At 66.2% G+C, this 17,619-nt stretch carries 23 protein-coding genes; 10 read left to right on the forward strand and 13 right to left on the reverse strand.

Annotated elements, in window-relative coordinates:
* Positions 1-5 precede the first annotated feature (5 nt).
* Positions 6-1,112, forward strand: coding sequence for a sulfite oxidase (locus BIWAKO_RS17180; RefSeq protein ID WP_069879681.1), 1,107 nt, complete (start codon positions 6-8; stop codon positions 1,110-1,112).
* A 24-nt stretch (positions 1,113-1,136) separates the two neighbouring features.
* Here the strand turns inward: BIWAKO_RS17180 and mtaB are convergent, their stop codons facing one another.
* Together mtaB and dapF are read right to left on the reverse strand one after the other, a co-directional pair.
* On the reverse strand, positions 1,137-2,411 hold the full coding sequence (gene mtaB / locus BIWAKO_RS17185; RefSeq protein WP_069879682.1) for a tRNA (N(6)-L-threonylcarbamoyladenosine(37)-C(2))-methylthiotransferase MtaB: 1,275 nt from the start codon (positions 2,409-2,411) through the stop codon (positions 1,137-1,139).
* Positions 2,411-3,295 carry a diaminopimelate epimerase gene (dapF, locus tag BIWAKO_RS17190; protein ID WP_069879683.1) on the reverse strand — a complete coding sequence of 295 codons (885 nt, stop codon included), beginning with the start codon at positions 3,293-3,295 and terminating at the stop codon, positions 2,411-2,413. Before dapF ends, mtaB begins: the two co-directional genes overlap by 1 nt.
* Positions 3,296-3,854: 559 nt before the next feature.
* Between dapF and BIWAKO_RS35985 the strand changes: the two genes are divergently transcribed.
* Complete coding sequence (locus tag BIWAKO_RS35985) at positions 3,855-4,364, forward strand: GyrI-like domain-containing protein (RefSeq protein WP_176733344.1); 510 nt, start codon at positions 3,855-3,857, stop codon at positions 4,362-4,364.
* Between the two features lie 74 nt (positions 4,365-4,438).
* Here BIWAKO_RS35985 and BIWAKO_RS17200 read toward each other — a convergent pair whose 3' ends face one another.
* From BIWAKO_RS17200 to BIWAKO_RS17220, 5 genes are all read right to left on the reverse strand, one after another.
* Positions 4,439-5,497 carry an MBL fold metallo-hydrolase gene (locus tag BIWAKO_RS17200; protein ID WP_069879684.1) on the reverse strand — a complete coding sequence of 353 codons (1,059 nt, stop codon included), beginning with the start codon at positions 5,495-5,497 and terminating at the stop codon, positions 4,439-4,441.
* A gap of 87 nt (positions 5,498-5,584) precedes the next feature.
* Complete coding sequence (locus BIWAKO_RS17205) at positions 5,585-6,187, reverse strand: class I SAM-dependent methyltransferase (RefSeq protein WP_069882577.1); 603 nt, start codon at positions 6,185-6,187, stop codon at positions 5,585-5,587.
* 17 nt (positions 6,188-6,204) lie between these two features.
* Positions 6,205-6,831, reverse strand: coding sequence for a LysE family translocator (locus BIWAKO_RS17210; protein WP_069879685.1), 627 nt, complete (start codon positions 6,829-6,831; stop codon positions 6,205-6,207).
* A gap of 108 nt (positions 6,832-6,939) precedes the next feature.
* On the reverse strand, positions 6,940-7,374 hold the full coding sequence (locus BIWAKO_RS17215) for a hypothetical protein (protein WP_244523471.1): 435 nt from the start codon (positions 7,372-7,374) through the stop codon (positions 6,940-6,942).
* A gap of 33 nt (positions 7,375-7,407) precedes the next feature.
* Positions 7,408-8,007 carry a CAP domain-containing protein gene (locus BIWAKO_RS17220; RefSeq protein WP_069879686.1) on the reverse strand — a complete coding sequence of 200 codons (600 nt, stop codon included), beginning with the start codon at positions 8,005-8,007 and terminating at the stop codon, positions 7,408-7,410.
* Between the two features lie 295 nt (positions 8,008-8,302).
* Between BIWAKO_RS17220 and ffh the strand changes: the two genes are divergently transcribed.
* The 6 genes from ffh to trmD all read left to right on the forward strand — a co-directional run bounded on the left by ffh (position 8,303) and on the right by trmD (position 12,769).
* Positions 8,303-9,877 carry a signal recognition particle protein gene (gene ffh, locus BIWAKO_RS17225; RefSeq protein WP_069879687.1) on the forward strand — a complete coding sequence of 525 codons (1,575 nt, stop codon included), beginning with the start codon at positions 8,303-8,305 and terminating at the stop codon, positions 9,875-9,877.
* A complete protein-coding gene (locus BIWAKO_RS17230) occupies positions 9,874-10,407 on the forward strand; it encodes a GNAT family N-acetyltransferase (RefSeq protein ID WP_201788632.1) in 534 nt (177 codons plus the stop codon). Before ffh ends, BIWAKO_RS17230 begins: the two co-directional genes overlap by 4 nt.
* Positions 10,408-10,419: 12 nt before the next feature.
* On the forward strand, positions 10,420-10,776 hold the full coding sequence (rpsP, locus tag BIWAKO_RS17235) for a 30S ribosomal protein S16 (protein ID WP_069879688.1): 357 nt from the start codon (positions 10,420-10,422) through the stop codon (positions 10,774-10,776).
* Positions 10,777-10,888: 112 nt separating this feature from the next.
* Entirely contained in the window at positions 10,889-11,413 is a 525-nt protein-coding gene (gene rimM, locus BIWAKO_RS17240) for a ribosome maturation factor RimM (protein ID WP_069879689.1), read from the forward strand.
* A complete protein-coding gene (locus BIWAKO_RS17245) occupies positions 11,397-12,080 on the forward strand; it encodes an HAD family hydrolase (RefSeq protein ID WP_201788633.1) in 684 nt (227 codons plus the stop codon). The genes rimM and BIWAKO_RS17245 overlap by 17 nt, the downstream gene beginning before the upstream one ends.
* Positions 12,077-12,769 carry a tRNA (guanosine(37)-N1)-methyltransferase TrmD gene (gene trmD / locus BIWAKO_RS17250; RefSeq protein ID WP_069879690.1) on the forward strand — a complete coding sequence of 231 codons (693 nt, stop codon included), beginning with the start codon at positions 12,077-12,079 and terminating at the stop codon, positions 12,767-12,769. The genes BIWAKO_RS17245 and trmD overlap by 4 nt, the downstream gene beginning before the upstream one ends.
* Here the strand turns inward: trmD and BIWAKO_RS17255 are convergent.
* On the reverse strand, positions 12,766-13,188 hold the full coding sequence (locus tag BIWAKO_RS17255; protein WP_069879691.1) for a rhodanese-like domain-containing protein: 423 nt from the start codon (positions 13,186-13,188) through the stop codon (positions 12,766-12,768). The genes trmD and BIWAKO_RS17255 overlap by 4 nt on opposite strands.
* 51 nt (positions 13,189-13,239) lie before the next feature.
* Complete coding sequence (locus tag BIWAKO_RS17260; protein ID WP_069879692.1) at positions 13,240-14,442, reverse strand: pyridoxal phosphate-dependent aminotransferase; 1,203 nt, start codon at positions 14,440-14,442, stop codon at positions 13,240-13,242.
* Between the two features lie 247 nt (positions 14,443-14,689).
* Here BIWAKO_RS17260 and BIWAKO_RS17265 point away from each other — a divergent pair, with 247 nt between their 5' ends.
* The gene (locus tag BIWAKO_RS17265; RefSeq protein WP_069879693.1) at positions 14,690-15,502 is read left to right on the forward strand and encodes a transglutaminase-like domain-containing protein; all 813 of its coding nucleotides are present in this window, start codon (positions 14,690-14,692) and stop codon (positions 15,500-15,502) included.
* A 17-nt stretch (positions 15,503-15,519) separates the two neighbouring features.
* On the opposite strand, the gene BIWAKO_RS17270 is transcribed toward BIWAKO_RS17265, so the two are convergent.
* The 4 genes from BIWAKO_RS17270 to BIWAKO_RS17285 form a co-directional block, all read right to left on the reverse strand.
* Positions 15,520-15,720 carry a hypothetical protein gene (locus tag BIWAKO_RS17270; RefSeq protein ID WP_069879694.1) on the reverse strand — a complete coding sequence of 67 codons (201 nt, stop codon included), beginning with the start codon at positions 15,718-15,720 and terminating at the stop codon, positions 15,520-15,522.
* A 73-nt stretch (positions 15,721-15,793) separates the two neighbouring features.
* Positions 15,794-15,925 carry a hypothetical protein gene (locus BIWAKO_RS37115; protein WP_274533589.1) on the reverse strand — a complete coding sequence of 44 codons (132 nt, stop codon included), beginning with the start codon at positions 15,923-15,925 and terminating at the stop codon, positions 15,794-15,796.
* A 648-nt stretch (positions 15,926-16,573) separates the two neighbouring features.
* Positions 16,574-16,804 carry a hypothetical protein gene (locus BIWAKO_RS17280; RefSeq protein WP_069879696.1) on the reverse strand — a complete coding sequence of 77 codons (231 nt, stop codon included), beginning with the start codon at positions 16,802-16,804 and terminating at the stop codon, positions 16,574-16,576.
* A 10-nt stretch (positions 16,805-16,814) separates the two neighbouring features.
* Positions 16,815-17,000 (reverse strand): hypothetical protein, encoded by a 186-nt coding sequence (locus BIWAKO_RS17285; RefSeq protein WP_141740132.1) that lies wholly within the window; start codon positions 16,998-17,000, stop codon positions 16,815-16,817.
* A 133-nt stretch (positions 17,001-17,133) separates the two neighbouring features.
* Between BIWAKO_RS17285 and BIWAKO_RS17290 the strand changes: the two genes are divergently transcribed.
* Positions 17,134-17,613 (forward strand): YaiI/YqxD family protein, encoded by a 480-nt coding sequence (locus tag BIWAKO_RS17290; protein WP_069879698.1) that lies wholly within the window; start codon positions 17,134-17,136, stop codon positions 17,611-17,613.
* Positions 17,614-17,619: the final 6 nt, after the last annotated feature.

A 17,619-nucleotide genomic window follows, 5' to 3' on the forward strand; every position in this document is an offset into this window, starting at 1 on the left:
GCTGTTTGCCCCGTCGACTCATCGAACTGCCGCTGCTGCGCCGCCTCAAGCCCGGGCTCTATGTCCATGACGAGGAGGCGCTGAATGCCGAGCCGGCGATCGGGCTGCTCGATACTCCGATCACGCCGGTCGACGCCTTCTTCATTCGTAACAATGGCGCCTTGCCGGAGATTGCGGCCCCTGAAGCATGGACGCTGACGCTCAATGGGGAGGTCGAGCGGCCGACGACCTGGACGCTTCCGGAGCTTCAGCAGGAGTTCGAGACCGTTACCGTCACCGCCGTGCTCGAATGCGCCGGCAACGGACGCGTGCAGTTCTCGCCCGTGACCGACGGACTGCAATGGCGGCTCGGCGCGGTGGGCTGCGCGCGCTGGACCGGGGTTCGGCTCAAGGACCTTCTGGCTCACGCGGGCTTGCTGCCCAGGGCTGTCTATACGGCGCATTACAGTCCCGACCGGTCGATCAAGGACGAAACCAAGGATGCGCTCTCGCGTGGCCTGCCGATCGCCAAGGCGATGAGCGATGAGACGCTTGTCGCCTTCGCCATGAATGACGAGCCGTTGCCGCGTCTGCATGGCGGACCGCTGCGCATTGTCGCGCCCGGCTTTCCGGGCTCTGCCTGGCAGAAATGGCTGGACCGGATCACCATCCGCTCTTGCGAGCATGATGGCGAGAAAATGCGGGGCACCGATTATCGCATGCCGGTCGTGCCGATGCGCCCGGGTGAAGCGATCGACGAAGGCCTGTTCGCCGTGCTCACCGACATGCCGGTGAAGTCTCTGGTCACGGCGCCCCTCGAGAGCTTCACGGTTGCAGCGGGAACGCCATTCGCGGTTCGCGGCTTTGCCTGGAGCGGAGCGGTCGCGATTGCGGCGATGGAACTATCGTCCGATGGCGGCAAAACCTGGTGCGACGTCGCACTCGAGCCGGCGGAGGGCGCATTCGCCTGGCGCCGTTTCCAGACGATGTTGACCATTGCGGTGGCGGGGCCGGTGACGATCATGGCGCGCGCGCGGGATGTCGAAGGCCGGGTTCAGCCACTCGAGGCGCCCTGGAATCCGCGCGGGTACTGCAATAATCAGGTCCACCGCGTGGCCGGAATGGTGCACTGATCGCGCCATTTTGCGCCTTCGCCGTCAGGCTGCCAGCAGGGCGTTGCCATTGGCGCCGGTGGCCCGGGCTTCGACGATCTCCCCAGCCGCCACATCGCGCGCGAAACGGAGCAGTGTGAAATCCTCGGCGCGGCCGGTATTGCCGCGTTCCGTCAGCACGCTGAGCGGCCGGCCGATGCGGGCCTGCAGATGGCGCGTATGGGCGGCCTGTGCCGCGGCGCGCAGGCGTGCGGCCCGGTCGCTGACGATCTCGCCGGGCAGTTGCGGCATTCGGGCGGCCGGGGTGCCGGGCCGGGCCGAATAGGGGAAGGCGTGAACATAGCTCAGGCCGCACTCGTCGATCAGCGAGAGTGAGCGGGCGAACATCGCCTCATCCTCGGTCGGAAATCCGGCAATGAGATCGGCGCCGAAGACGATGTCGGGGCGCAGCTCCCGCATCTCCGCGCAAAACCGGACGGCGTCTTCGCGGCAATGGCGCCGCTTCATCCGCTTCAGGATGAGGTCGTCGCCGGCCTGGAGCGAGAGATGCAGATGCGGCATCAGCCGTGGTTCGGTCGCGATGGCCTGGCGCAACGCATCATCGACCTCCACCGCGTCGATCGAGGAGAGACGCAGGCGCGGCAGGGCGGGCAGGGCGCGCAAGATGGTCTGCACGAGTTCGCCGAGTGTCGGGAGCTCCGGCAGATCCCGGCCATAGCTCGTCAGGTCGACGCCGGTCAGCACGATTTCGCGGGCGCCATTCTCAACCAGCTTGCGGCACTGGCCGAGGACCGCCGCGACGCCGAGCGAGCGTGAGTTGCCCCGGCCGTAGGGAATGACACAGAAGGTGCAGCGATGGTCGCAGCCGTTCTGGACCTGAACGAAGCCGCGGGTATGGGCTGCAAAGGCGTTGGGCGACAGCGTTTGCAGCGTGGACTCGCGCATGATGTCGGAGACGGTCGTCTTGTCCTCGGGATTGACGTCGGCGTCCGAGACCAGGCTGTTCGAACGGGCGAGCGATATCCAGGTCTCGGCCCGCATCTTTTCGGCGTTGCCGAGGACGCGCGCGGTCTCCGGCATCGCCGCGAAGACGCCGGCCTCGACCTGCGCGCCACATCCGGTCACGATGACGGGCCTGTCAGGCTGTTCGTGTTTGAGACGCCGGATGGCCTGGCGTGCTTGCCGCATGGCCTCCGTCGTCACGGCACAGGAGTTGACGATCGCGACGTTGCCAAGGCCCGCAGCTTCCGCTTGCGTCCTGATCGCCTCGCTCTCGACGATATTGAGGCGACAGCCGAAAGTGACAACTTCGAGCGCCATCAGGCCGCGCTTTCGAATAGCGCCGGCTCGAGCACGCCCTCCCACTCGAATGCGACCGGGCCGGTCATCAGGACATGGTCGTCGCTTGCGCGCCATTCGATGATGAGATCGCCGCCCGGCAAGCTGACCACCGCCTTGCGCTCCGACAGTTCGCGCCGCACGGCGGCGACGAGCGCGGCGCACGCGCCCGAGCCGCAAGCCTGGGTGATGCCGGCCCCGCGTTCCCAGACGCGCAGCACGATATGGTCGGGAGCCTTCACCGCGGCCAACTCGATATTGGCCCGATCGGGGAATATCGGGTGGTTTTCGAGCAGCGGGCCGATCTGCTCCAGGTTGAAGGCGTAGGGATCGTCCACGAAAAAGACGGCGTGGGGGTTGCCCATATTGACCGCGCAAGGCGTGTGCAGGATCGGCTCGTCGATCGGCCCGATCTGCAGCTCGAAACGGCTGGTATCGTGGAACGGGTCCGCCAGCGGGATCTCGTCCCAGGCCAGCTTCGGCCGGCCCATGTCGACAGTGAAGACGAGATCGCTGATGCGCGAGGCGGGGAGCAGTCCCGACTTGGTTTCCAGCAGCAGCTCGCTCCGGTCGCTGTCACTCATCCGGGGATCGGCCAGCATGGCCCAGGCGACGCAGCGAGTGCCATTGCCGCAAGCACCGGCTTCCGAGCCGTCCGTGTTGTAGATACGGATGAAGGCATCCGTGCCGGGCGTGCGCGCATCGTGCAGCACCATCAATTGGTCGAAGTGCGCGCGCGGCTCCGCGGCGATGGCACGCGCCTCCGCTTCGCTGACTTTCAGCTTTGTGCCGCGCAGGTCGAGCACGGTGATCTGGTTGCCGAGCCCGTTCATTTTCAGGAACCGGCGATGCGCCAATGCGTTCATTTGGTCACAGGTCCAACAAAGAGCGGCTATATGAGGGAGCTGACGCGAAAAAGCCACCCTTCCAGCCGTTCCTGCGCGCTCATGGACATTCTATGCTGCGGCGCAAGGGCGCGAATCGCTCCTCTCTGTCAGGGCTAAGATGATGCGGCATTTCCGGGTTGGAATTCTGGCTGTCGCAGGCGTGTTCGCCGCCGGCTCCTTCGCAATCGCACAAACCCGGGTGGCTCCGCCCACGCCGGTGGAGGCTGCTCCCCTTGCGCCGCCGCCGGGCGCTGCGTCGCCTAGCCCGGCTCCAGTCCAGGCCGTGCCCGTGCAGGCGCCGACACAGGCCCCGGCAGACAGTCTGACACCCCCGCCCGTGCCGCTGCCGGCGCCGCCAGTCACGCCGCCGCCGTCGGCGGGCCAGCCGGTGCCGAGTGGGCCGATACCGCAGGGCGCTGCGCCGCCACCCCCCGCGCGGCCTCCGCCTCTGGTCCCAGCCCCGGCCACGCCGGGGGCTCCGCCTGCTCCGCCGCTTCCTGCTCCTCCGGTCGCGCCGCAGCAGCGGCAGTCGACCGTTGTGCCCGACCCGAACGCGACGCTCGCGGGCAAACCGGGCGATCCGAGCGATGTCGACGAGGTGCAACTGGTGCCCAAGCCGGTGCTCGCGATCTCCGGCCAGTCGAGCTGGGATCAGGGCTTCCAGCGTTTGGTCGAGAGTTTCCGTATCCTGCGCGAGCAGGCCTCACGATCGGCGCTTTCGGTCGCGGGCCGGCCGCTGACGCTCTTCATCGAGACGGACGATAACGGCTTCCGCTTCGAGGCGATGCTGCCTGTAGACCGGGCGCCCGACGGCGCGGTACCGCTCGCCAACGGCGTGCGGTCGAGCACGAGCCCGGCCGGGCTCTCGCTGCGCTTCGTGCATACGGCGCCCTATGACGACATCGATTCCACCTATGAGACGATCACGGCCTATCTCGAGGCCAAGAACATCAAGGTGAAGGACGCTTTCCTCGAGGAATATGTCACCGATCTCAAGGACCCGGGCGATCCCAACCTCGAGATCAACGTCTACGTGCAGCCGCAATAAGCCTTGGCTTTAGCGAGCACTTGCTTCGGCCGGCAGCTCTCAGCCGGCCGCGGTGTGCCGCCAGCAGATCGTTCTCAGGCGTTCCAGCTGAGTCCGGGGCGCATCGGCCGAAAGCGCTCCTCGGGCAGGTTCGCTTGCACAAGGGCGAGTTTCAGGGCCTCGGGTGGGCGCTCGATGCCTTCGTCGGTCAGTTGGAATGTGCCCCAGTGGTGGCCGAGCGCCTGCTCGGCGCGTAGCGAGAGCATGACCCTGACGGCTTCTTCCGGATTCATGTGGTTCTCGCCCATGAACCAGCGCGGTTCATAAGCGCCGATCGGCAGCACGGCCAGGCGGAAGGGGCCATGCTCGGCACCGAGCCGCTCGTAGAGCGAGCCGTCGTGATAGCCGGTGTCGCCGATATGGAAGACCTTGCCCGCTGGGGTTTCGATGACGAAGGAGCACCAGAGCGCCATGCGGCGGTCGAGCGCGCCGCGCGCGGACCAGTGATAGGTCGGAACCAATGTCGCGGAGACGGCGTCGGACAGGGCGACCTTCGCTGTCCAGTCATAGGCCTCGGCGTGGATGGCGGGATTGCGGGCGCGGATGATCGTGTCGTTGCCGAGCGGCATGATCATGCGCGGCTTGTCGCGCCGGTGGAGCGCATCGAGTGCCGCGAGGTCGAGATGGTCGTAATGATTATGCGTGATCAGCACGACATCGATCTTCGGCAGGTCGTCGAAGGCGACGCCCGGAGCGTTCACGCGTCGTGGGCCAGCGAAGGAGAAGGGGCTGGCGCGCTCGGAATAGACCGGGTCGACCAGCACATTGAGCCCGGCGACCTGGTAGAGGAACGAGGCGTGGCCGAGATGGACGATGCGCAGGCCCTCGACGCGCGCAGGTGGCTTGTCCTGCGTCGGGGCCGGGTAATGCGCCGGAAAGGCCTCGCGCTCGCGCTTCGAGGTCTGCCATCTCAGGACGTCGAGCAGGCCCTTGTTAACCGGCCGGCCGTCGGTGAAGCGCAGTCCGTCGAAATTCTCGCTGACCGGCCCTTGGTAATAGGGGTTGCGCGAGCGTGAGAATGCGGCCCAGGCCATGCCAGTCGAGCTGAGCAAGGCGGAGACGCCGAGAAGCGAGAGGAGTTTGCGGCGGTTCATGGCGGGAGAAGTGGGGCCTGTTGCGGCGGGGTCAAGCCCTGCGATCCTGCCTGGGAAAGAGGGCCCCGCCCACAGGAAACCGCATCGTCACGGCATCTTGAACGCTGTGACATGCAGCCAATCGGTCGGCTCGCGGTCATAGCCGCTCCCGGTTTCCTCGACGATGTCGAGCCTGGACCAGCGTCCGCTGCCGTAGGCGCCGCGCAGCCATTCGGGCGACGGATAGTTGAAATAGCGGCCGAAGCGGTCGCGGCCGTCCTGCTCTCCAGCCTTGAAGCTGGCATAGAAGACGCCGCCAGATTTCAGCGCCGCATGCACGCGTGCGATTACGGCAGGCAGGAACGCGCGGGGGACGTGGAGCAGGCAGGCATTGGCCCAGATTCCGTCGAAGGCCTCATGCTCGGCGAGGTCCTCGAACAGGAGGACGGCGACCGGGCGACCGAGGCGGCGCTCGGCCTGCGCCGCGAGTTCTGGAGAGCCGTCGGTCGGCACGACGTCGAAGCCCTGCGCCAGCAGCGCCTCACTGTCCTGTCCGGCGCCGCATCCAAGCTCGAGCACGCGTCCGCCGGGCGGCAGCAGCGACATGAAGCCCTGAAGCTTCGCGCGGCTCGCCTCCTGGCCGCGCGAAGCATAGGCTTCGGCCTCGCTCGCGTAGAAATCGAGCGTGTGGCTGTCCTTGCCGTCGCGCATGCCGGCTCTGCCCATTGTCAGTGGTTGCCCGAGCGCATCGCCACGGTCGCGATGCCAGCACCGATCAGGAGCGTTCCGCCGGCCTTGTTGAACAGGCCGATCGCGCGCGGATTGCTGACCAACGAACGGGCACGCGAGGCGATCAGCGCGTAGCCCAACGCATTGGCGAAGGCGAGCGTGATGAAGGTTGCCTCGAAGATCAGCATCTGTGTCCAGAAATCGGCCTTGGCGTCGAGGAACTGCGGCAGGAAGGCGACGAAGAAAGTGATGCTCTTCGGGTTGAGAGCTGTCACCAGCCAGGCATGGCCGAGCATCTTCAAGGCCGAGGTAGCATCCTTGCGGGGCTCGGCATTCAGGCTGCCGCCGGCGCGGAAGAGTTTTACGCCGAGATAGACGAGATAGGCTGCGCCAACCCATTTCAGCGCGGTGAACACAGTCGCCGAGGCTGCCAGCAAAGCGCCGACCCCGAGCATCGAGAGCGTCATTGCGGTGAAGTCGCCGAGCGCGACGCCGACTGCCATCGGGAAGGCGGTGCGCCAGCCCTGGCCGAGGGCATAGGACATCACGAGCAGGATCGTGGGGCCCGGGATAACGAGCAGGACGGCAGTTGCGGCCGCAAAGGCGGCCCAGGCTTCGAAGGTCATGGCGAGGCTCCCGAGATTGCAGCCCGAGCAATCCCGAGGCGCGAAAGTTTGTAAAGAGGCCGCCGCATCCTCAGCCGCCGCGGCCGCTACGAAGCGCGCAATGCGGCCTCAGCGACGGGCGCTCGAGATGATCTTGCACATCGCCGCGCGCGTGCCGTTTTCCTCCGCGATCTGCCCCGGCTGCACGGTGAAGACGATGTCGACCCGCGTGCCCTTGCCGCTTGCGCGCGCCGTCACGCGAAGCGTTTGCGGGCGGCCGGATCCGGTCACTTCCTGGAGGGCGGAAATCGTACCGAGGGATTTGTCGACCTGGATGCTGTCGAAACCGTCGGCCGCCACGCCCTTGGCAAGCGCAGGCAACACCGCTGCCGGCGCCCGGTTGGGGATGAGGTCCCAGGTCCGATAGGTGAGGGCGGTGAGCATCGGAACGCCGGCCGACTTGAAGTTGCTGGCGCAGGGCTGGGCCTGAGCTTGAGCCTGGGACAGGCCGATAAACAGGGAGGCTGCCGCAAGGGCGATCGATTTCGGCGCAGCGTAAGGCATCTCACATCCGTATCCAAAAGGGGGACGCGACAACTACCGCCCTGCAATCTGCCTGTCACCTTCAGCGCGAACCCTGAGTAAACTCTCCACCGGAACGAGCGGCCCGGCATCCACTGTCCTGCGAGGTTGCGGGTCAGCTGCGACAACCAGGGCCCAATAGGCGCGGTACTGAGTGCGTGGGTCCTTTGCCAGCGCGATGCCGAAGCGCGTCGCCTCGGGCATGCGCAGATTTGCGTCATGTCCCGACGATTGGCGCCAGCCCGCAAAAGCCTCCTCGGTGGAATAGTAACCGCCACCCAAATTTTCGGCTGCACGGCCCGTATTCAGCCCGGCCGCATGCACGCGGGCCGTGAAATTGCCGCCGACATCATGCGAGAGCGTGTTGCCGGCGACCATCGCGTCGGCCTGGCGCTGGGCCATCGCCGTCAACGCCGGGTCGAGCCGTACGGGGCCGAGGCCGAGACTGGCGCGGTAGTTGTTCAGGATTCGCGTTGCTGCGGCGCGGTCGACCTGCACCGCGGCCAGCTTCTCGGCGGATTTCGGATTGATGGGGCCCGTGCGCAGTGGTTCGGTGGCGCAGCCAGCGGCCAGGAGGGCGGTGGCGAGAAGGGCGGCAGCGGCGGTTCGGGTCATGCGATCAGGACGATTCTGTTGTTGATCGGATCAGATCAGCTAGTGGTCAATCGCGGCGAGATTGCCACCATGCGTCCGCAATCTTGACTTTCGCCACATTTTGACGCTTTAACCCCAGCATTCGTTTCGCCGACACCGACGAGACCGCATCCGCCGACCGAGCCGCTCGCTTGAGCCATGAGAGCCCGGAGGTCAACGCCCGACAGCGCGTCTGCGCCCTCGGGCGCGAAACCGCTTGGGGGGTGATGTCTGTTCTGTCGGATGAAAGAGCCGTACAAAACCGACAAGGGGCCGCATGTTCGGCACATTGAGCGACAGACTCTCCGGCATCCTCTCGGGCCTGACCCGCAGGGGTTCGCTGACCGAGGACGACGTCAACGCAGCTCTGCGCGAGGTTCGCCGGGCGCTGCTGGAGGCGGATGTCGCGCTCGAGGTCGTGCGCAGTTTCACCGACAAGGTACGTGAGCGCGCGGTCGGCGCCGAGGTTCTGAAATCGGTCACGCCCGGCCAGCAGGTCATCAAGATCGTCAACGACGTCCTGATCGACACCCTTGGCGGCGAGGGCGAGGGCATCACGCTCGATTCGGTGCCGCCGGTGCCGATCCTGATGGTCGGCCTGCAGGGCTCCGGCAAGACGACCTCGACTGCCAAGATCGCCAAGCGCCTTAGCGATCGCAACAAGAAGCGTGTGCTGATGGCCTCGCTCGACACGCGCCGCCCCGCCGCCATGGAGCAGTTGGCCATTCTCGGCCAGCAGGTCGGCGTCGATACGCTGCCGATCATCGCCGGCCAGTCTGCCGTCCAGATCGCGCGCCGCGCGATCGAGGCCGGCAAGCTCGGCGGTTTCGATGTCGTGATGCTCGACACCGCCGGTCGCGTCACGCTCGACGAGGCGCTGATGGCGGAAGTCGCCGATGTGAAGGCTGCGACGAACCCGCATGAGGTGCTGCTCGTCGCCGACGCGCTGACCGGCCAGGACGCGGTCAATACGGCGCGCGCCTTCGACGCGCGCGTTGGGCTCACCGGCATCGTGCTGACCCGCATGGATGGCGATTCGCGCGGTGGCGCGGCGCTCTCGATGCGCGCCGTCACCGGCAAGCCGATCAAACTGGTCGGCACGGGTGAAAAGACCGATGCCCTCGAGGATTTCCATCCCTCGCGGGTCGCCAATCGTATCCTCGGCATGGGCGACATCGTTTCGCTCGTCGAGAAGGCGGCTGAGACGATCGATGCCGAGCAGGCGCAGGCTGTCGCCCAGCGCATGGCAAAGGGCAATTTCGATCTCTCCGACATGCGCACGCAGTTGCAGCAGATGGAGAAGATGGGCGGGATCGGCGGCATCATGGGTATGCTGCCCGGGATGAAGCAGGCTCAGAGCCAGCTCGCCAGTTCTGGCGTGGGCGACCAGATGTTCAAGCGCATGATCGCGGCGATCGACTCGATGACGCCGGCCGAACGCAAGAACCCCGACCTTCTCAAGAACAGCCGCAAGAAGCGCATCGCGGCGGGGTCAGGTACCTCGGCAGAGTCGATCAACAAGTTGCTCAAGATGCACCGCGGTATGGCCGACGCAATGAAGGCGATGGCGAAGCAGAAGGGCGGCATGCTCGGCAAGCTTGGCCAGATGTTCGGCATGGGCGGCGGCGGATTGCCGCCGGGCATGCCGGATCCGTCCAAGATGGACCCGGCCCAGCTCGCCGAGCTGCAGAAGCAGCTCGGCGCTGGCGGCGGCCTGCCTTCGCTGCCGCCGGGCGGTTTCCCCGGCCTGCCCAAGGGCGTGACGCCGCCTGCCGGCATGATGCCGAAACTGCCCGGATTGGGCGGCTTGCCCGGTCTCGGCGGCAATCCGTTTGGCGGGAAGAAGAAGTGATCCCCGTCCTCGAGACCGAGCGCCTGGTGATGCGCGGCTGGGCCAAGGGCGATTTCGATCGGGTGGCCGCGTTCCTCGGCGACGAGCAACTGACCCGTTTCGTCGGTGGCGCCAGCGGGCGCGACGATGCGTGGCGTCGCTTTGCCAGCATGGCCGGCCATTGGTCCCTGCTGGGCTTCGGTCTCTGGGCCCTCGAGGCCAAGGAAGACCGCCGGCTCGTCGGCTGGTGCGGGCTGCTCTCGCCGGAGGGCTGGCCCGAGCCGGAGATCGGCTGGAGCCTTTTCGCAGGTGAGCATGGGCGCGGTTACGCGACCGAAGCTGCCCTGCGCGCCCGTGACTATGCCTATCGTGACTTGGGTTGGACGACGCTGATGAGCTTCATCCACCCCGACAATCGACCCTCGATCCGGGTCGCCGAGCGCCTCGGTGCCAGATTCGAGAAACCCTTCGTGATCCGTGGCTGGGAGGTTGGCATCTACCGCCACCCGGCTGCCGAGCCTGCGAAACTGAAGCCTGCAAACCTGAACTGACTGGAGAATATCATGTCCCTGAAGATCCGCCTCACCCGCGGCGGCGCCAAGAAGCGCCCCTATTACCGCATCGTCGTCGCCGACGCCCGTTCGCCGCGCGATGGCCGCTTCATCGAGAAGATCGGCGCCTATGATCCGATGAAGGCGAAGGATTCGCCGGAGCGCGTCGTGCTCGACCTCGAGAAGGCCAAGGCCTGGCTCGCCAAGGGCGCCCAGCCGACCGATCGCGTCCTGCGTTTCCTCGACGCTGCTGGCCTGCTGAAGCGTCCGGCCCGCAACAACCCGGCGAAGGCCGTTCCCGGCGAGAAGGCCAAGGAGCGCGCCGAGAAGAAGGCTGAGAAGGCCGCTGCTCCGGCTGCTGCTGAGTGATCCTTTCGAGGCGCGGCCGCCTTTCGAGGCAGCCGCGCCTCTTTCTTCCTTTACCCCTTGGTGAATATGGGTTCCGGGCTGCTCGCTTCGCGGTGCCCCGGAATGGCGTTTGATGGCTGATAACGAACTCGTCCTGCTCGGCATCGTCGGGGCGCCGCATGGCGTCAAAGGCGAGGTGCGGATCAAGGCCTTCACGGCCGATCCGCTCGATATCGCGGCCTATGGTGCGCTGATCGACGATCACGGCCGCCGGTTCGAGATCGCGGAGATCAGGCCCGCCAAGGAAGTGGTCATCGCCCGCCTGAAGGGCGTGACCAGCCGCGAGGCGGCCGAGACCCTGAACGGGCTCAAGCTCCATACCGAGCGAGCAAACCTGCCACCGGCCGATGATGAGGACGAGTTCCTCCAGGCCGACCTCGTCGGCTGCGCCGTGTTCGGGCCGCAAGGCGAGCCTCTCGGCGAGGTCACGTCCGTCGACAATTATGGCGCTGGCGACCTGCTTGACATCCGCACTCCGGATGGCCGCTCCGTGCTGATGCCGTTCACCAAGGCGTTTACACCCCGAATCGATATTGCAGCGCGACGGATCGAAGCGGATCCTCCGGCCGGATTGTTCGAGGATGTCGATGACAAGTGAGACCTCGATCCGCGCCCTAATCTTCGACATGGATGGCACCATCGTCGATAACATGCGCTTCCACGATGATGCCTGGGAGGCGTGGCACAAGACCGAGAACCTCGCCTTCGACCGGGCAAGCTTCTTCAGCCGCACCGCCGGCAAGGCCAATCTCGAAATCCTTTCTGCCTATTTTCCGGAGGCCGAGGACGCTGAGCTCGAAGCGCGCGGCCTGCGCAAGGAAGAACTCTATCGCGCGGCCTATCGTCCCCATGTCACGGCGCTCGCCGGTCTGCTCGATCTGATGGCGCGCGCCGAGACTGCCGGGATTCCGATGGCGGTCGCTTCCGCTGCGCCGCCGGCCAATATCGACCTTGTGCTCGATACGCTTGGTCTGCGCTCGCGCTTCGCCACGATCGTCTCCCCATCGCAGGGGTTTCGGGGCAAGCCGCATCCCGACATGTTCCTGGCGGCCGCCGAGCGCATGGGCGTGGCTCCCGAAAGCTGCCTCGTCTTCGAGGACGCGCCGCTCGGCGTCGAGGCCGCGAAGCGTGCCGGCATGCGGGCTGTCGCGATCCTGACGATGCTCGAGGCGGGGGCCTTCTCCGGCTTCGATAATGTCATCGGCAGTGCCAGGGATTTCGCAGCGCTGGACGGGCATCCGTCGCTGCGCTTTGCTTCGGCATGAGCTTTCGCGCCTCGATCCTGACCCTTTATCCCGAGATGTTTCCCGGCCCGCTCGGTGCTTCCCTGGCGGGGGAGGGATTGCGCAAGGGATTGTGGCAGCTCGATACCCACCAGATCCGCGACCACGGCATTGGTCGTCATCGCAATGTCGACGACAATCCGGCTGGCGGCGGTGCCGGCATGGTGCTCCGCTGCGACGTTCTGGCGGCTGCGATCGATGCGGCGGTTCCGGTCGACGATCCAAGGCCACGCCTGCTGATGTCCCCGCGCGGGCGCAGACTGAATCAGCGTCAGGTCCGCGACTGGGTGGCCGGCGATGGTGTCGTCATCGTCTGCGGGCGTTTCGAGGGCGTGGATGAACGGGTGATCGAGGGGCGCGGCCTGACCGAGGTCTCGATCGGCGACTACATCCTCTCCGGGGGCGAGATGGCGGCGATGGTGCTGCTGGATGCCTGCGTGCGCCTGATTCCCGGCGTGATGGGCAAGGAAGCCTCCGGCTCGGAGGAGAGTTTCGAGAACGGCCTGCTCGAATATCCGCACTATACGCGCCCGCGCGAGTGGGAGGGCAGGGGGCTGCCCGAGGCGCTGCTGTCGGGAGACCACGCACGGATCGCCCGCTGGCGGCGGGAGCAGGCTGAGGCGCTCACGCGCGAAAGGCGGCCGGATCTGCTCTCGGCCCGTAAATCTTAAGGGTAGGCCGTCACCGGCAACTGCTCGGCCAGCCAGCCCTTGTCGCCGGGATTGCCGAGCAGGCCGCCGCGGACATCGACAATGTCACGCCAGCCGCGGCCGGCGAGCTTGCGCTGCAGCGAGCCGCTGCGGTTTCCAGTCCGGCAGATCAGCGCGATGGTCTTGCCGGGGTTCTCGAGCCGTAGCGCAGCAAGCCGCGGCTCGAAGGCGCTGGCCTCCATATCCAGTCTGGTAGCGCCGACCGGCACGCCGGTATCGGCCCATTCCTCTGGTGTCCGGATATCGACGAGAATGAGCGTGCCGGCCTTGGCTCCGTCATAGGCCTGACGGACGGAGAGCGACGGAGGGCCAGATTGCGCAACGGCCGCCCCCGCGAGGAGCGGGGCGGCTGTCAGGATCAGAAAGGAGCGCCGGTTCATGCCGCAAGCGCTAGCCGAGTGGCGCGCCCGCGGCAATTCACGATCGCTGGCTCAACGCAACTCGGCGCAGAAGCGCTGAATGCGGCGGCAGGCTTCTTCCAGCTTCTCGTCCGAGGTGGCGTAGGAGATGCGGAAATTGGGCCCAAGGCCGAAGGAGGAGCCGTGGACGGCCGCGACGGCTTCCGTCTCGAGCAGGCCCATGACGAGATCTTCGTCGGTCTCGATCACCTTGCCGTTCGGCAGCTTCTTGCCGATCAGCGCCGAGCAATCGGGATAGACGTAGAACGCGCCTTCCGGCGTCGGGCACTTGAGGCCGCGCGTCTGGTTCAGCATCGAGACCACGAGATCGCGGCGACGCTCGAAGGCCTTCCGGAACACCGGAATATGCTCCTGCGTACCGTCGAGCGCCTCGACCGCCGCCCATTGCGAAATCGCCGAGGTGCCGGAGGTCTGCTGGCCCTGGACGAGGTCCATGGCGTTCATCAGGTGCTGCGGGCCGGCAGCGTAGCCGATGCGCCAGCCGGTCATCGCGTAAGACTTCGAGACGCCGTTCATGGTCAGCGTGCGCTCGTATAGACCGGGCTCGACCTGGGCGGGCGTGACGAACTGGAAGTCGCCATAGACCAGGTGCTCGTACATGTCGTCGGTCAGCACCCAGACATGGGGATGGCGCATCAGCACATCCGTGAGCTTCTTCATCTCGGCGTGGCTATAGGCGGCGCCCGACGGGTTCGACGGCGAATTCAGGATGACCCATTTGGTCCTGGGGGTGATCGCCTTCTCGAGATCCTCCGGCTGGAGCTTGAACTCGTTCTCGATGCGGGTCTCGGCGAAGGTCGGCGTGCCGCCGCAGAGCGCAACCATCTCGGGATAGCTGACCCAGTAGGGCGAGATGCAGACGACCTCGTCGCCGGGGTTCAGGGTGGCGAGGAGCGCGTTGTAGATGACATGCTTGCCGCCGGTGGAGACGATCGTCTGGCTCGGCTTGTAGTCGAGGCCGTTCTCGCGCTTGAGCTTGCGGGTGATCGCCTCGCGCAGCTGCGGAATGCCGGAGACCGGCGTGTACTTCGTCTCGCCGCGCCTGATCGCGGCGATGGCGGCTTCCTTGATATTATCGGGCGTGTCGAAGTCCGGCTCGCCGACCGAGAGCGAGATCACGTCCTTGCCCTGGGCTTTCAGATCGCGCGCCTTCTGCGTGATGGTGATGGTCGCGGACGGCTTCACGCGCTTCAGGGCATCAGCAAGAAAGGCCATGATCGATCTCCGGCGGAGCTTTCGGATAGCGCCACATGGCGCGCGCGTGGTTTAGGGCGCGCGAGCCGGCACCGCAAGCAAGAGTGCGTCATGGCTGGCAGCAGCAATGTGAATGATGCGCCTGTCATAGGCTTGCGAGGGAGGGCCAAGCCCATCAGTGCCATCCGGGTCCGAAAGGTGCATGGTGCCGGACGCCCCTTGGGGGCCAACCAGTGACCAGCGCGGAGCGTCGCGCAGAAGGCATCACGTGAAACTCAGGATCGGCTACGAGCTCGATTACGACTTTCCGCAGCCGACCCCCATGATCCTCATGCTGCATGTGCATTTCAGCCGGGTGTCCGAGCTGGACGAGCCAGACCACATGCGCCTCGATCCACCGGTCCGCGTCAGCGCTTATCGCGACGGCTTCGGCAACTGGTGCAGCCGGTTGGTGGCGCCGCAAGGGCGCGTGCGAATCTCGGCCGATGCCGTGATCAACGACAGTGGACTGCCTGAAACGATCCGTCATGACGCAGGGCAGGTCCCGGTCGAGCTGTTGCCGGAGGAGTGCCTGGTCTTCCTGCTCGCCAGCCGCTTCTGCGACAGCGACCGCCTGCTCGATCTGGCCTGGCAGCTCTTCGGCCATGTGCTGCCAGGCGCGCCGCGTGTGCAGGCGATCTGCGACTTCGTGCACCAGCGGATCGCCTTCGACTACAATGATGCGAGCGTGACGCGAACTGCATCGGAGGCCTATCGCGAGGGGCGCGGTGTCTGCCGCGACTATGCCCATCTCGCGATCGCGTTCTGCCGGGCGATGAACATCCCGGCGCGCTATTGCACGTGCTATCTCGGCGATGTCGGCACGCCTCCGCCGTTTCCGCCGGGCGATTTCGCGGCGTCGTTCGAGGCTTATCTGAGCGGGGGCTGGGAGATGTTCGACCCGCGCAACAACGTTCCGCGGGTCGGCCGCGTGCTGATCGCGCGCGGTCGCGATGCAGCTGATGTCGCCATCACGACCACGTTCGGTCCGAACACGCTGGTCGGTTTCAGGGTCTGGACCGACGAGGTCATCGAGGCCTGACGAGCAGCTCCCCGGATCTATTCGTCGAAGAGCCGGGCCGCGCCCTGTTTCTTCGCCCGGACGGGCTTCTGAGGGGGCAGCTCCTGTGCCGCTGTCTCAGCACTGCTGGCGCCAGCCGCCAATGCCCCGGCCTTGGCTGGTGCTGGCTGGGCGGCGGCTGCCGACGGCGCAGCGAGTTTCGCCGCCGCCTCCGGTTCGATCGTCCTGAAGCGTATCATCTGTGTCCTGTCGGCGGTGCGCTGCGATAGGGAAAAGCCGGCCCTGCGAGGCAGGGCAGCGGCTGCCGCCGCCTCACTTCTTCTTCGGAGCGGCTGCTTTCGCGACCACGGCAGCGAAGGTCGAAGGGGCCGCTGCCGAGACCTTCGGCTTGTCCTTCTTCGGCTTCTTGGCTTCGCGGTTGCCGCGTTGTTCACCCTTTGCCATCGTCTCATTCCTCGCTTCGAGGGGCGCGGGTTGCGCCCCTTCTCAGGTCATACGGGCAGATCGGCAGTCCTGTTCGGACACCGGCATACTCGTGGTGTTGCGCGAAGGCGGCGCTGTGTCGTGAAGCTCGTGCTGTCTTCTGTCATCTTGCGGCCGGCTTTCGGCTGCCGCGGTCGGCCCGGGCGGTAGCCGGACTCTGTCACATCGAAGCAGAGTTCGAGCCTAGGCCAGAGCCAGGCGAAGTGCACGCGGTTTCTCGGGATATGCTGCGCAGCCCGGTTGCTGCCTGCGCGACCTCGTCATCCGCCGCCGCCATGCGCCGGCGCCGCGTGATTGTTGCGACGCTTCCCATGCTCCAGCGCGGGCGGCCCCAGCAGGGAAAGCCGCGACGATTCAGCCGCCGGGCGATATCGCCGGGATCGTCGATGCCGACCTCGACGAGTTGATCGATCAGCGCCCCGGCTGCTGCGAGAAAAATGGCGTAAAGTTCCCTTTCAAGCCGTCGGTCCCTCGGCCGTGGCAGGTTCTTTCGGGCGGCTGCTTCAACGGTTGAGATGTGCTCCCAGAGGGAGCGGCCGGTGTCATGAAGCAAACGGCCGGGCTTGCGCCCGGCCGAAGCAGATACGGCATCGTCAGACTGGATCAGGATCAGCGTACTCCCATGCCGAAGCTGGGCTCGACCGCGTTGGGCGAAAGCATCACCGCGTTGGGATGGCCGCCCTCGAACATGGCGAACCGGACTGCATCCTTCTTCTCGCGAAAAATGCCTTCGGACTGGCCTTCGAGGTCGCGGGCGACCCAGAAGCCGTGCTTCGACTGGCCGACGAGGAAGAGATGGCTTGCTCCGTCCTGCGGATGGATCGGCGTGGATTGTCCCATGTCACAGCGCTCAATTCGGCAGGAACAGCCAGGCGCGCAGGCTGATGAAGCCGGCGGCCGCGAGCGCAAAGCAGGCCAGTGCGGCAAGCTCTGCCGCGAGCAGGCCAGTCGCCGGCCGCTTCTTCGCTACGGTGCGATAGACCGTACGGGCGCGGCGCTGGTGAGAGGTATGGGCATAGGCGGTATCAGTCGTCATCTCGACCTCCATCGATGGTCGAGATGTAGGTCCGCTCCCGCTAAGCTTGCGATGTGGAAGACGCGCCGCCGCATAAGGCCGGCATAAAGCCGTCCTTGCATGCCCTGCCGTTCCCTGCGATGCGCTGACCCCCATGGAACCAAGCCCCAGCACCATCGCGATCTATGTCGATGCCGACGCCTGTCCGGTGAAGCCGGAGGTGTATCGCGTGGCCGAGCGGCATGGGCTCAAGGTCTTCGTCGTCGCCAACAGCTTCATGATGGTGCCGCGGGAGAGCTGGATCGAACGGGTGATCGTATCCGACGGGTTCGATGCCGCCGATAACTGGATCGCCGAAAGGGTGGCGCGCGGTGCGATCGTCATCACCTCCGACATCCCGCTTGCCGACCGCTGCATCAAGGCCGGGGCCGATGCCATCGGGCCGACAGGCAAGCCCTTCACCGAAGCCTCGATCGGCATGGCGCTGGCGACGCGCGACATGATGGAGGATCTCCGTGCCGCCGGGGCGGTGACCGGCGGGCCGAAACCCTTCTCGCAGAAGGACCGCTCGGCCTTTCTGCAGGCACTCGACGTTGCGGTGCAACGCCTGAAGCGGGCGGGGTTCGGCGGGTAGGGCCTG

Source organism: Bosea sp. BIWAKO-01, from assembly GCF_001748145.1.
GTDB lineage: Bacteria > Pseudomonadota > Alphaproteobacteria > Rhizobiales > Beijerinckiaceae > Allobosea.

What these genes read in the sequence shown, in the direction of transcription:
- BIWAKO_RS17210 (WP_069879685.1), bottom strand. Translation starts at nt 6,831, where the DNA reads ATGACCTTCGAAGCCTGGGCCGCCTTTGCGGCCGCAACTGCCGTCCTG.
- ffh (WP_069879687.1), top strand. Translation starts at nt 8,303, where the DNA reads ATGTTCGGCACATTGAGCGACAGACTCTCCGGCATCCTCTCGGGCCTG.
- rimM (WP_069879689.1), top strand. Translation starts at nt 10,889, where the DNA reads ATGGCTGATAACGAACTCGTCCTGCTCGGCATCGTCGGGGCGCCGCAT.
- BIWAKO_RS17200 (WP_069879684.1), bottom strand. Translation starts at nt 5,497, where the DNA reads ATGAACCGCCGCAAACTCCTCTCGCTTCTCGGCGTCTCCGCCTTGCTC.
- BIWAKO_RS17270 (WP_069879694.1), bottom strand. Translation starts at nt 15,720, where the DNA reads ATGATACGCTTCAGGACGATCGAACCGGAGGCGGCGGCGAAACTCGCT.
- BIWAKO_RS17255 (WP_069879691.1), bottom strand. Translation starts at nt 13,188, where the DNA reads ATGAACCGGCGCTCCTTTCTGATCCTGACAGCCGCCCCGCTCCTCGCG.
- BIWAKO_RS37115 (WP_274533589.1), bottom strand. Translation starts at nt 15,925, where the DNA reads ATGGCAAAGGGTGAACAACGCGGCAACCGCGAAGCCAAGAAGCCGAAG.
- BIWAKO_RS17290 (WP_069879698.1), top strand. Translation starts at nt 17,134, where the DNA reads ATGGAACCAAGCCCCAGCACCATCGCGATCTATGTCGATGCCGACGCC.
- BIWAKO_RS17220 (WP_069879686.1), bottom strand. Translation starts at nt 8,007, where the DNA reads ATGACCCGAACCGCCGCTGCCGCCCTTCTCGCCACCGCCCTCCTGGCC.
- BIWAKO_RS17280 (WP_069879696.1), bottom strand. Translation starts at nt 16,804, where the DNA reads ATGGGACAATCCACGCCGATCCATCCGCAGGACGGAGCAAGCCATCTC.
- BIWAKO_RS17285 (WP_141740132.1), bottom strand. Translation starts at nt 17,000, where the DNA reads ATGACGACTGATACCGCCTATGCCCATACCTCTCACCAGCGCCGCGCC.
- BIWAKO_RS17260 (WP_069879692.1), bottom strand. Translation starts at nt 14,442, where the DNA reads ATGGCCTTTCTTGCTGATGCCCTGAAGCGCGTGAAGCCGTCCGCGACC.
- BIWAKO_RS17205 (WP_069882577.1), bottom strand. Translation starts at nt 6,187, where the DNA reads ATGCGCGACGGCAAGGACAGCCACACGCTCGATTTCTACGCGAGCGAG.
- trmD (WP_069879690.1), top strand. Translation starts at nt 12,077, where the DNA reads ATGAGCTTTCGCGCCTCGATCCTGACCCTTTATCCCGAGATGTTTCCC.
- mtaB (WP_069879682.1), bottom strand. Translation starts at nt 2,411, where the DNA reads ATGGCGCTCGAAGTTGTCACTTTCGGCTGTCGCCTCAATATCGTCGAG.
- BIWAKO_RS17245 (WP_201788633.1), top strand. Translation starts at nt 11,397, where the DNA reads ATGTCGATGACAAGTGAGACCTCGATCCGCGCCCTAATCTTCGACATG.
- BIWAKO_RS17215 (WP_244523471.1), bottom strand. Translation starts at nt 7,374, where the DNA reads ATGCCTTACGCTGCGCCGAAATCGATCGCCCTTGCGGCAGCCTCCCTG.
- rpsP (WP_069879688.1), top strand. Translation starts at nt 10,420, where the DNA reads ATGTCCCTGAAGATCCGCCTCACCCGCGGCGGCGCCAAGAAGCGCCCC.
- dapF (WP_069879683.1), bottom strand. Translation starts at nt 3,295, where the DNA reads ATGAACGCATTGGCGCATCGCCGGTTCCTGAAAATGAACGGGCTCGGC.